This window comes from Anaerolineales bacterium (genome assembly GCA_015075725.1).
Lineage (GTDB): Bacteria > Chloroflexota > Anaerolineae > Anaerolineales > Villigracilaceae > Villigracilis.
Genome location: JABTTV010000001.1, coordinates 783261 through 795957 on the forward strand (window position 1 = coordinate 783261; position 12697 = coordinate 795957).

Annotated in this window: 8 protein-coding genes; 3 read left to right on the forward strand and 5 right to left on the reverse strand. The window is 55.1% G+C overall.

Annotated elements, in window-relative coordinates; all coding sequences use genetic code 11:
- Positions 1-1524, forward strand: a complete 1524-nt coding sequence (locus HS100_03800) for an aromatic amino acid lyase (GenBank protein MBE7433013.1) — start codon at positions 1-3, stop codon at positions 1522-1524.
- A gap of 58 nt (positions 1525-1582) precedes the next feature.
- On the opposite strand, the gene HS100_03805 is transcribed toward HS100_03800, so the two are convergent.
- On the reverse strand, positions 1583-5806 hold the full coding sequence (locus HS100_03805; GenBank protein MBE7433014.1) for a PAS domain S-box protein: 4224 nt from the start codon (positions 5804-5806) through the stop codon (positions 1583-1585).
- Between the two features lie 314 nt (positions 5807-6120).
- A complete protein-coding gene (locus HS100_03810) occupies positions 6121-8586 on the reverse strand; it encodes a tetratricopeptide repeat protein (protein MBE7433015.1) in 2466 nt (821 codons plus the stop codon).
- 91 nt (positions 8587-8677) lie between these two features.
- On the opposite strand from HS100_03810, the gene HS100_03815 reads away from it, so the two are divergent.
- Positions 8678-8863 (forward strand): hypothetical protein, encoded by a 186-nt coding sequence (locus HS100_03815; protein MBE7433016.1) that lies wholly within the window; start codon positions 8678-8680, stop codon positions 8861-8863.
- Positions 8864-8914: 51 nt separating this feature from the next.
- The gene (locus HS100_03820; protein MBE7433017.1) at positions 8915-9655 is read left to right on the forward strand and encodes a nuclear transport factor 2 family protein; all 741 of its coding nucleotides are present in this window, start codon (positions 8915-8917) and stop codon (positions 9653-9655) included.
- Positions 9656-9826: 171 nt separating this feature from the next.
- On the opposite strand, the gene HS100_03825 is transcribed toward HS100_03820, so the two are convergent.
- From HS100_03825 to HS100_03835, 3 genes are all read right to left on the reverse strand, one after another.
- Positions 9827-10885 carry a zinc ribbon domain-containing protein gene (locus tag HS100_03825; GenBank protein MBE7433018.1) on the reverse strand — a complete coding sequence of 353 codons (1059 nt, stop codon included), beginning with the start codon at positions 10883-10885 and terminating at the stop codon, positions 9827-9829.
- A 57-nt stretch (positions 10886-10942) separates the two neighbouring features.
- A complete protein-coding gene (locus HS100_03830; GenBank protein ID MBE7433019.1) occupies positions 10943-11947 on the reverse strand; it encodes a histone deacetylase in 1005 nt (334 codons plus the stop codon).
- A gap of 231 nt (positions 11948-12178) precedes the next feature.
- Positions 12179-12643 (reverse strand): NYN domain-containing protein, encoded by a 465-nt coding sequence (locus HS100_03835; GenBank protein ID MBE7433020.1) that lies wholly within the window; start codon positions 12641-12643, stop codon positions 12179-12181.
- Positions 12644-12697: the final 54 nt, after the last annotated feature.

Sequence of the window (12697 nt, forward strand, 5' to 3'; positions counted from 1 at the left end):
ATGACCATCACCCTGAACGGAACCTCCCTCACGATAGAAAAACTTGTTGCGATTGCACGAGATAACGAGAAAGTAGAACTTGCCCCCGAAGCCCTGGAGCGGATCAAAGTCTGCCGCGCCATGCTGGAGGAGAAACTTGCCAAAAAAGAAGTCATGTATGGCACGAACACGGGCATCGGTGAGTTTTCAGAGACGATGCTCAACGATGAGCAGGTGAAGGAATTTCAGAAGTATCTTATCTACAATCATGCCGCTGGCATCGGCGAACCTGCGCCCATCGAGTATGTCCGTGCGGCGCTGGCGGGGCGCATCAACGTCCATGCGCATGGGAATTCCGGTTGCAGACCCGAGATCACCCTGACACTGGTGGAGATGCTGAACAAAGGCGTCACGCCTGTTGTTTGTCAGAAGGGGTCGGTGGGCGCGAGCGGCGACCTCGCTCCGATGGCGCAAGCGGCTTTACTGCTCATGGGCGAAGGTGAAGCCTTCTTTAACGGCGACCGACTCCCAGGTCAAGAAGCGATGCGGCGGGCTGGTATCGAAGCCCCAGGTTTGCAGGCACGTGATGGTCTTGCCGCCATCAACGGCTCCAACCTCCTCACAGCCATGTCCGCCCTCCACATCTATGATATGGAACGCCTGCTCAGGCAGGCAGAGATTGCGGCGGCGATGTCCATTGAGGCATTGCTCGGCAACATGAAACCGTACAACACAAAGTTGCATGAACTACGTGGCTTTGGCGGTGCGGTCACGTCTGCGAAGAACATCATGAAGGTCATCGAAGGCTCCGACCTCACCACGGGCAAAATGAAAACCAAAGTGCAGGACGCCTATTCGATGCGCTCCACGCCGCAGGTCATCGGTGCGGCACGGGATGCAATTGCGTATGCACGCACACAGGTCGAGATCGAACTCAACGGCGTTGGCGATAACCCGATCTTTATCCCCGAAGATAAGTTGACTCTTACGGGTGCAAACTTTCAGGGTACTCCCGTTTCATTGCCGATGGATATGGCGGGCGCCGCCATCACGATGGTGTGTGTAATGTCGGAGCGACGCATGAACCGACTGACGAACCCGGCTCTCTCTCAGGGACTGCCTGATTTCCTCGCCCATGAGCCTGGTTTCTACTCTGGGATGATGCTCAGCCAATACACTGCCGACCACTTGATCGTCGAACAACGGATTTTATCCACGCCTGCGAGCATTCAATCCATCCCTGCCGCCGCCGATCAAGAGGACTTCGTCTCGATGGGCATGAACACCGCCATCAAGAACGGACAGATATTAGATAACGCTTACGGCGTCCTCGGCATCGAATTCATGGCAGCCGCGCAAGCGCTGGATTTTAGAGAGTTCACGCCGGGCAAAGGTTCGATCAAAGCGCGCGAAGTGATTCGTAAATATGTAGAACATCTCGAAGTAGATCGTCCGCTGTATAACGACCACAACGCGATGAAAGAATTGGTAAAACGAGGGGAAATTCTAAGTGAAGTGGAAAAGACGGTGGGCAGGCTGGGATGAATAAAACAAGTCCCGCTTCAAACCGCCTTATTTTCCGCGTTTGTTTTCTGAAGGCTGATCACAGACTTGGTTCCGGCACCTCATCCAACATGCGCATGAATTCCTCCACCACCTGCGGGTCGAAGTGCTTGCCCGATTGTTCAAGGATGTATTCGCGCGCGCGTTCCGCCGACCATTTGTCCCGGTAGGGACGATCCGAACGGAGGGCGTCCCAGACGTCCACCACGGCGAAGACGCGGGCGGCAAGCGGAATCTGTTCGCCCTTCAACCCGCGCGGGTATCCGCTTCCATCCCATTTTTCGTGATGAGCGTAGGGAATATCCAGCGCCGGATGCAGATACTTGATGGGCAGCAGCATCTCGAAGGCGTATCGCGGATGCTGGCGCATGAGCTCCCATTCCTCGTCGGTTAACTTGCCGGGTTTGAGAAGGATGCTGTCGGGGACGCCCAGCTTGCCGATGTCGTGCAACAACGCGCCGCGGTGGATGTGGAGCAATTCCTGTTGACCGATGCGCATCCGCCTTGCCAGCTTTTCGGTCAATTCGGTCACGCGCAGGGTGTGACCCTCGGTTTCCTTGTCGCGCAAATCCATGGCGCGCGACCAACCGGAAATGGTGGCGTCGTACGCCATGGCAAGTTCCTGGTTCGAACGCTGCATACTTTCGAATAACTGCGCGTTGTCCACGGCGATGGCGGCCTGCCCGCCGAGGGTTGCCAGATAGCTCATCCAGTCCGGGTCGGGGTTCAGAGGCGCGCGGTTGAAAATCTCCAGCACGCCTTTCAACGCTCCCTTGGCAAGCAGGGGCACGCCGAAATATTCCACGAAATCTTCCCCTTCAAGAGAGGACGATCGGGTAAAATCGCCGCCCGCCGCCTGCAGGTCGGGGATATGCAAAACTTTTTGATCCAAGCCGGCTTTCCAGGCAAGCCCCTGCCCCAACGGCAGGCGCGATTGACGGATTTTTGTCGAACGGAAGCCCTTCCCCGCGACATATTCCAGGGAGAGGTCGACCGGATTCATCAAGAGCACGTCGGCGGCGTCCACGCCCAATTGCGAGACGGCTTCCTTCAACAAGACCTCCAGCGAGAGGCGCATGTCGAAGCCCGAGCCGATGGCGCGGTCGATCTCGTTCAAGGCTGTGATGCGCTGAAGGTGAACCCGAATCTTCCTCTCCGCTTCCTTGCGTTCGGTGATGTCGGTCACCAGCCCTGTCACGAGCCTGACCTTCCCATCCTCGCTCAGAATGGGGAAGGCGCGGTCCCAGATCCAGCGCGTCGAACCGTCCGGGCGGCGGATGCGGTATTCCATGTCGGTTTGTTTGCCTTCCTTCTGTCTTTCCAGGCTGTACAATACGATGGGATGATCTTCGGGCAGGATGTTTTCGAGGAAAGCGCTTGGCTGTATTAGTTCTTCAAGGGGGCGTCCCCAGATCCGTTCGATGGCGGGGCTGAGGTAGACTTCCCTCTCGTCGTCCGCGTTGGTGATCCAGAATCCCTCTTCGACGTTTTCCGCAAACAGGCGGAAGCGTTCCTCCGAATCGCGCAGTTGCTCCTCGGCTTGTTTGCGTTGGGTGATGTCGTTGATCACCGCGAGGAAGGCGCGTTCGTTCCCGGTTTCGACCAATTGCAAATGGACGTCCACGGGATATAAACTGCCGTCGGCGCGGCGATGGACGGTCTCAAAGTTGAGGATCGGCTTCACGCCCTGAAGCAGCGGCGCGATCGACTCGCGGAAAGACTCCTCGGTGAACTCCGGCTTCAGGTCGACCGGGGACATCGTCTTCAATTCCTCCAGCGAATATCCCAGGTTGCGGAGCGCTCCGCGGTTGGCATATTCGAACTTGAGACTGTCGGGGTCGAAGATGTAAATTTCGTTCAGGCTGGCTTCCAGCACGTTCAAGAGACGTTCGCGCGCCATCTCCGCCTTTTTGCGCTCAGTGATATCCCTGGCGTAAAGGTTTACGTAATTCTCGCCTTCGACCGGCGCAACAATCACCGAAAAGATTTGTTCGCCGCAATCCATATCGAGATTTCCCGCCTGCCGATTTTCGATGCGTTCCCTCCATTCCGGGGGCGGATACCCGCCGACTTCGCAGTTCCAGAATGAAAGGAGCGGGTCGCTGGCAGGGTTAGCGTAGAGCAGTTGCCCGCCTGAGTCGAAGCGCATTACAGGATTGGGATTCTCGGACGGGAAACGCGCCAACGTCCGTATCTCCTCCTCCGCCTGTTTGCGTTCGGTGATGTCCTGCGCTAGAGCAACCACCACATCCTGCCCAAAGTAAGTACCCTTGTAGAGTCTGACATCCTTGGGAAAGACCTCTCCGTTGCTGCGTATGCCCCAGAACTCGAACTGCTGAGGCTGCCCCTTGAATGCGGCTTCCACTGCTTTGGCGACCTCATTCAGATCGTTCCTGCCCGGCGCGCTCAATGGCTCGGGCGTGTTGCCGATAAAAAATTCCCTTGGGTGGCCGTACATCTTCGTTGCGCCTTCATTGACATCAAGGAACCGCCCATCGGCATCCTGGATATAAATCGCCTCTGCCACGCTGTTGAAGAGTCCTCGGAAGGTTTTCTCGCTTGTACGCAGCGCCTCCTCCGCAAGTTTGCGTTCGGTGATGTCGGTCAGGGAAACCAGCACTTTCGAATAATCGCGTTCGTGCCCCGGAGCGACCACCCAATCGATCAGGACGTTCCGCTCCCGGTCCTGGAATGTTTGTACCCTGCTCTCGGATCGATAAACAAGCCCGCCGCTGGCGATCGTCAGCAGTTCGTTCTTGAAATTCCTGAGCGATTCCTCTGGGAAGGTTTTCTGCAATCCACCCAGCAGTTCGGATTTCCTGTCGGTTTCGTACAAGCCCAGCGCGGCGCGGTTGACGTCGCGAACTTCGACCAGCCGCAAGCACTCTTCGACAACCTCCTTATGCGCATCGAGATATGCGTCCAGGTCTACCGCGCCTTGTTCTTTGAGCTCTTCAAGGCGGGCTTTCACCCGCGAAAAATCCTCATCCCAGATCGCGACCGGCGAATTTTCGAAGAGCAAACGGAAGCGTTCCTCGCTTTCGCGCAGAGATTCATTCACTCTCAACTGTTCGGTGATATCCCTGGTCGTCACGATGACCTTGGAATAATCCGCTTCATGACCGGGCACGACTGACCAGGTTAGGCTGATCTCTATCGGTCTGCCGGTCAGGGTCTCATCGCCGCCTTCCCAGCTGCGGTTGGTCCTGCCCTCTGCAATGGCGATAATGTCTTCCAGGCTGTTGTCCAATTCCCCCTTGCTGTTGGTCTGCCGCGTAACGGCGAGCAATTCCTCCTTGCTGTTTGCTTCAAACATTTTTACAGCGGTGTTGTTCAAGTCCATTACGCGGATCATATTTTCGCAGCGTAGTAATTCCTCGGGGTGGGAGGCAAAATACGCGCGCAGGTCGGCGACGCCTTGTTCCATCAAAGAATCCAGATACTCCTTCACCTCCGAAAAATCCTCCTCCCAAATGGCGATCGGGACATCCTCGAACAGGGCACGGAAACGCGTCTCGCTCGTCCGCAGGGATTTATTCACTTCCAACCGCTCGGTGATATCGCGCAATATGGCGGTGTAGATTTTCCTGCCGCCAACCTCCGCCTGAGAGATGGATATTTCCGCAGGAAATTCCACGCCGTCGGATCGCATGCAGGTAAGCTGTCCAAGCTTCCCCATCGCACGCCGGGTCTGATTGGTTCGCCCAAAGGCATGGATATGCCTGCGATGCGCCTCGCGGAATCTTTCCGGAATGAACCGGTCCAGCGGCTGACCCATCGCCTCAGCCGCCGGGCAGCCGAACATCGACTCAGCAGCCGGGTTGAAGAGGATGATGCGCTGGTCTTCATCCAGCGAAATCATGGCGTCCATCGCTGAGTTCACCACACTGGCAAGTTTTGCCTGACTCTCACGCAGTTTTTCATCCATCCGCTTGCGTTCAGTGACATCGCGGCTGATGCAGATGAACCCGATGGGGTTCCCCTCCTCGTTTCGGACCACCGAAACCGAAGACCAGACCCAGATGCGCACCCCGTCTTTGCGGACCCTTGTCACTTCGCCCGACCATTTTCCCATCCGCCGCGCTATGGTCAATGGATTGCTTTTTCCATTTACGGTTGGTTTGGTCTTAAGGAGTCTGTTGAAGTTCTTCCCAACCGCCTCTTCCGCCTTCCAGCCAAAGGTATGCTCAGCCGCCGCATTCCAGCCAATGATGGTAAAACGGTTGTTCAAGGCGATCATCGCATCGGGGATGTGGTGTGCCATATTAACAATAAAAGTTGAATGGTCTCCGTGAGATGCCAAATCCTTTTTAAAGCTTCTCGCCGGTTTTACGCTGGTCTTGATCTTCGATCTCGCGTTCATTGATGCCTCGCAACATTTCGGTAAATTTCCCCCCGGGGATAAAAGGAAAGCATCATAAATATAACCCCCCCGCGCTTTCACTGTCATTACAATTCCCTAACATCCAAGCCGATGTGAGCGCTTTCTTTCACAATAGGCATTCGCAATGCTTGTGATCCGGTTCCTGCCCGCATTTAGCGTCACAACGAATTCCCCGAATTCAATCAGATCCCCGATCAGTTAAACAGAACGGAATCTTTTTCATCAGGCGGTGTCAATGCATACTGTATTGCCTCGTCCAATTTCATGGCTCTCCCCGTATCCCATGCTTCTGCGAATTTCTTTCCCAGTCGTTCGCGCGCCGTTGGGATCAAAGTGGTGTAAAACCGTTCCCGCAAGGGGGTGGGCAGGAAACCCAGGCTCTGATGCAACTTCTCCGCGGCGCCCCACAACATTGCCGCGCGGTCGAATTGTCCCTGACTTGCAGCAAGTTGCGCGATGGCTTTCAACAAATAGGTGATACCCACCCGGTCCATGACCCCCCGCCTGAGATTCAAGCTCTCCAGATAGAATTCGCGGGCTTGACGAAAGCGCCCTTCCAGGCGTTCCAAATTGCCCAATCCTTCCAGCCCAATGGCGGTGTGCCAGTTGTCGTTCAAGGCGCGAGAAATTTCCAATCCCTGCATCAAGTAAGGCCTGGCTGATTCCGGATCCCCGTTCGCCACATAAGTCTCAGCCAGGAAAAAGCAAAGCCTGCAAACCCATAGTTCCTCTTGCAACTCTTGAAACAGTTGCAGGCTTTCGAGCTGCAATGGAACCGCTTCGGAATAACGATGGTGATCGAGATCGATTGCCGCCAGTTCCATCAACGCCCAGGCAATCCGCTTCTTGTCGCCGTGTTTTTTGGCTAGCGTCAACGACTCCTGGATGAACGTCATCTGTCCCGTATAATCGCCGTCTGCGCGCGCAAAATCTCCCCTGATTAACAATGCCCTTGCCCGCGCCAGGGTCGGGAAAGGGTGCGCCGCCAGAAGCTGTTTCATCCATTCACGGCCCTCGGTAAGATACCCGCGGTACAACCACAGCGGCCACACGTATGCCATCAATTCCAATCCCTGCCGCGTGCGCTCTTCGGAGGGAAAGTCGGCGTTTCCTTCATCGAGCGCCCATGTGAGCGCCGCGCGCAGATTGTCAATTTCCGCCTCCGCCCAGTCCAGCGAACTCTCGACCGCAAATAACCTCGGCTCCGCCAGTTCTGCCGATTTCAGGAAATAAGCAAAGTGGGAGGCGCGTAATTTCTCCGTCTCGCCTGTGGCATCGAGTCTTTCGCGCGCAAAATCATGGATCGTTTGGAGCATTTTGTAACGCGTTTCCACTTTTGACTGCCATTCCACGGTCACGAGGGATTTGTTCACCAATTGGGCTAGTAGATCGAGCAGGCTACCCTTGGCCAATCCAGATGCATCGCCGACCACTGATTCCGCCGCAGCCAGTGTCCATCCGCCTGAAAATACAGAAAGCCTTTCAAATAATGTCCGCTCAGGTTCCGAGAGTAACCCATAACTCCATTCGATGGTCGCTCGCAAGGTTTGATGGCGCGCCACGGTGACGCTTCCCCCGCTCAATATTTGAAAACTGTCTTCCAGGCGCGCCGCGATCTGTTGAATCGATAACGCCGTCATCCGTGCCGCGGCAAGTTCGATTGCAAGCGGGATTCCGTCAAGTCGGCGGCATATCTGCGCGACGGAAGGAGCGTTATCCTTGGTGAATTCAAAAGGCGGAAAAGCCGCCTGGGCGCGTTCGACGAATAAACGCACCGACTCAATACTTGAGAAGTTGTCTGGCAGCAAAGTTTCATCCTGCGGCAGCGAAAGGGAAGGAACGCGGAAGCGTATTTCGCCGGGGATGTTGAGGATCTCGCGGCTCGTCGCGAGAATTTGCGCGTGCGGGCAGGCGCGCAGGATGTCCTCCGCGAGCTGCGCCGCGGCCGAAACGACTTGTTCGCAGTTATCGAGAATCAACAAAACATGTTTTGTCCGCAGGTATTTAATGATCGCGCCGGGCAGCGCGCTGTCCTGCGACTCAGGGATGTGAAGAGTCGTGGCTGCAACTTGCAGTACAAGAACGGGATCGAGAATGGGAGCCAACTCGATCAACCAAATTCCATCTTCATAGGCTTGCGTCAGACGCCCTGCCGTCTCGAGCGCCAGCCGCGTCTTACCGCAGCCTCCGCTGCCTGTCAGAGTGACCAGCCTGGCTTTTCCGTGGGCAGGGTCAAGAAGTTTTTTGATCTCTGTAATCTCACGCTCGCGTCCGATGAAACTGGTGAGATGAAGCGGAAGGTTGGTTTTCACACCCTCTTCCGTTTGCAGCGATTCAATGACCTCCTTTCGAGCGGAGCCTGAAAAAGTGAGGATGCCCCCCCGTGGCGCTTCCTCGCCGCGCGCTTGTGCCGCAAGCTCGAGGAGCCGCGCCACAATCTCCGGTTCATCCTCAAGATACAAAGCGGGAATGAACAACGCGGTCAGGGCGGCAAGGTCCGGCGGACGCTGGTTTTGTTCTAGGCGGCTGATATGCGCCTCGCTGTAATTCACCGCGATGGCAATTTCGCGCTGAGTCAGCCGCGCGCGGCGGCGCAGATACTTCAACAGGTCGCCAAAGGTGACAAATGAATCAAGGGGGATGGCAGATTCACCTGACATATTGTTTTCAAGTGTACCTCCAAGTTGACAAGAAATGTCATAAATGGAAACCCGGTTCTTGCTACACTGGCAACATCGAACAAGGAGTTATATGCGCAGGATCATCGAACGCAAAGTGACCGTTGTGACCACCACCACCTGGACAATCTCCTGGCAGGAAGATCCGCCGCCCGCGCCGCCCGAAGCGGACCCGGCGTTTCCAGTCGAATCTTCGCCTGAAACCGCTCCACCCGATGCAATTCCAAAGGAGGCTGATCCGCCAGAAAAGACGAATTGACTTTATCCGTAAATCCCCAATCCAAAACTCATTTCTCGAAAGGAAAATCTCATGAACATAAAAAATCTCTCCGTTTTGTTTTCCGTCGTCACCTTTGCCGCCCTCATTCTCGGCGCTTGCTCCCCCGCCGCCCAAGGCGACGACCCCACCCTCATTGTCAAAGCCTTTTACGACGCATTCAATGAAGGCGATATTGAAAAGGCGATGAGCCTGACCGCCGAGGACTATGTAATGAACGATCCCTTCGGCACATACAACCGCGCAGATGCCGAAATTCAGTGGCAGGCTGTCTTCGATGCGGGTTTGACCTTCAACCAGACCAACTTCGTCCACACCGGCAACGGTCGCGTGACCTCGTGCTACGAAGTCTTCGAGAACGGCACTTCAATAGACAAGGGGTGCGGCAACGTGACTCATGTAGTGGATGGAAAGATCGTCTATGACGGGCTGGAAAACGCCGAGCAGATCTGGGTCGTGCAGGAATATTACGAAGCGCTCAACGCCGGGAACATTGACTCAGCAATGGGGTTCGTCGCCAGCGATGCGGTCTTCATCAATCCCACAGGCACCTACGAAGGCGCGGATGCGATCCGCGAATCGCTCGAAGGCTTGGTCAAAGACGGCATCACCTTCAACCTGAGCAACTTCCGCAACACTGACGGGACGGTCGTCTACGATTACGAAGTCCTGCAAGGCGGCAATGTGCTCGACAAAGGCACCAACGGCCTGACGCAGGTCAGGGATGGCTTGGTCATCTTCGATGGCACGGAAGAAACATTTCCTTCACGATAGCCTATATGCCAAAAAGGACGCAGCGTTTTGCTTCGCTGTGTCCTTTTTGTCTGTCCAGAGTAAAACAATTCACCTTACAAATTGTTACCCTGAGAGGCAGTTCCCCGCGTCCCTGTCGCCGGGAACGTATTTTTGTAAAATTTATTTCGACCGACCACTTGGTAAATAAAACTATCTCTCCACGTTCACAATCCCACCCACAGCATTCAAACGGAGAGTCCACGTACTGCCGGGTTGAAATTGTTGAAACTCTGTAACCGAACCGGGGGAATAGCCGATCTGTCCGTCGCTCGAGCTGAAGGTAACCTGGAAGGATTCGGTGCTCTCACCGATGCGTTGTCCGCTGAAAACGGACGGCTCCGCATACACCGGGTAAAGGTCGTCCCCATCCAACTCATAAGTCTGGATGGTCGTCCATTCATCCACGGTATAACTGCAATACTGTTCGGTTTCGGTGCGGCATTCGGTGACAACCTCGGCGTATCCGTTGCCCCTGTCGATCGTTTTGTCCTCGCAGATCTCCTGGCTCTCTGTTCGGCATGAGACGTTGTACGCGTCCGAAGGCGGACTGCCGCGCTCGTTGTTATGGTCAACCGCACGGACTTCCTGAACGGGGACCGATGTCTTCCAATACACGCTGGTTACCGTCCCTTCCACGGTGCGGCTCGGTAAAACGAATAGAAACAGAATTGCGCCGCAGCATAACAACAGAAAGGCGCCGATTCCCGCCACGATCATCCAGTTGAATTTTTTCGGCTTTTGCTGTGGAACCGGCATCGCACCAGCCTTGGGCTGCGCAGGTTTTGCCGGAGCAGGCTGGGTGGCCTTTATCGGCGCACCGCAGTTGACACACTTCTTCGCCGCTCCCGGGTTCTCGCTCCCGCAATTCGAGCAGATGATCACCTTCGGCGCGGATGGAGCCGCCTGCATCACCTGTCCCGCCTGACGCGACTTGCCTTCCTTTAAATCCGCGCCGCATTGCGAGCAGGTCAATGCGGTTGCCGGGTTGCGCGTGCCGCAGAATCCGCAATGGATATCTGCCCCGGCTTTCGCGGCTTGGACCACTTTTTCATCTGTGATGAGCTTCTCATCCACAGCACGCTGGAATTGAACGTTCTCAGGCTGCGGCGCGCCACAATTCTCGCACGTCTTCACCGGACCCGGATTGCGCCCATCACAGTTCGGGCAGACCCATTCAAGTTGCACAACACCTTTTGTTCTTCTTTGCATCGCGAACTCCTGTTGATATGACACGGAGTCTATTATGAAAATGACTCCGCGAAAATTTCAAATCCCGTGTCGTTTCCTGATCTCATTCAAACGCGGCTCGAAGTCCGGTTCCTTGTACGGAGACCTGTCATTCGCTTCATCCCTTAAGGGACGTTTGATCAGCGCGTCGAAGACTGCCGCTGCCCCGTTGGCGACATTATGCGGGTCGTATCCTCCCTCCAGCACAAAGATGATCTTCCCGCTGCAGACTTCATCCGCCATTTGAACAAGCTTCCTCGAGACCTCATAAAACCCGCGCGTCGAAAGCCCCAATGAAGTAATCGGGTCGTTCCAATGCGAATCAAAGCCCGCAGATACAAGCAGCATTTGCGGCTTGAACGACTTAACCATCGGCTTAAAAATTAAGTCTGCGATTTGGGAAAAGGTTTCATCCCCCGCATGAGGCGGGAGAGGTATGTTGACGAGTCGATTCCTGGCGTCAGGCGCATCGTCCAGCCAGCCGGTGCCGGGGTAGATTCCCCATTGATGCGTGGAGATAAATCCCGCGCGGTCTTCGTTCAGCAAAGAGGCTTGAGTTCCATTGCCGTGATGCGCGTCATAGTCGATGACCATCACGCGTTTCATCCCTTTCGCCAGCAGGTCTTTTGCGGCAATGGCGATATTGCTGAAAATGCAAAAACCCATCGCACGATCCGGTTCGGCGTGATGCCCCGGCGGGCGGACAATGGCAAATGCGTTGTTCGCGTCGCCGTTCATCACAGCGCGGGAGCAGGTTAACACTCCGCCCGCGGCGAGCATGGCGTCTTCATAAGAAGTTCGAGTTACAAAGGTCGGAGCATAATCGATGATGCCCGGTCCCTCCTTGCAGACTTCTTTTATCGCTTCGATCATCCGCGGTGGATGAACCAGTGTCAAGTCTTCTTCATTTGCCGAAACGGCTTCGATCTTTTCCGCGCCAAAAGTCGGGAGTAAAGACTCCAAGATCTCCAGCCTCGCCGGCTGTTCGGGATGATCCGGGAATTCGTGCTCCCGCGAAGGGACGAATGTATACATCGTGGTCATGGACAAATTATAGCCCCCATATTGCTATTGCCGAATAACCCCAATACGAATCGATCTTTAATTCTTCAAAAGATACCGCCGCCTGCCAGCATGGGGGGGACATGCTGGGCAGAGCGGCGGATGACACCAGAATACCAGTAAAAGGGAGGGCAGGTGTCGATGAAGATAATATACACCTTTTTTATCCGTATTGCAATAGAAAAATATGAGAAAAAGGTACTATCGTGTACGCTATCTCCCCTGCTTGAAGATTCTCAGCCACTCCTCCACTTCCTGTTTGGATAATTGCGTTTCCTCCTGGCTTGATTTTTGTCCGGCTGACAGGGAGGCTCTTAATTGATCGACAAACTCTTCAGATCGAATCGTCACTGCTTTGTTCGCCTTTACAATCGCCTGCACTTCGCGGTCGGAGGAGACCACAGACCAGTTCCTTGCGGATTTCCCCATGGACTCCAATCGTTTACGAATTGCAGTATCTGCCGTCTGACCGAGCCTTACAAAGTGAGCCTTGATCATACCGATCTTCCGCATCCCCGCCTGGCCCGCGGGAGCGCCGTCAAAGTAGACTTCAACCGGATGGCGCGTGATCCGCGCAAAGTCCTGCAAGAGGCGTACAAGTTCCAGTTCATCGTCCGGCTCATCGAGGCGCAATCCGAGTTTGGGAATCAGGTTATGACCGTCAATCAAGTAGGGCATCAAGGCATTGTACTTTAAAAAGTGACTGTCACCTGCGGGGTGACAGTCACATGT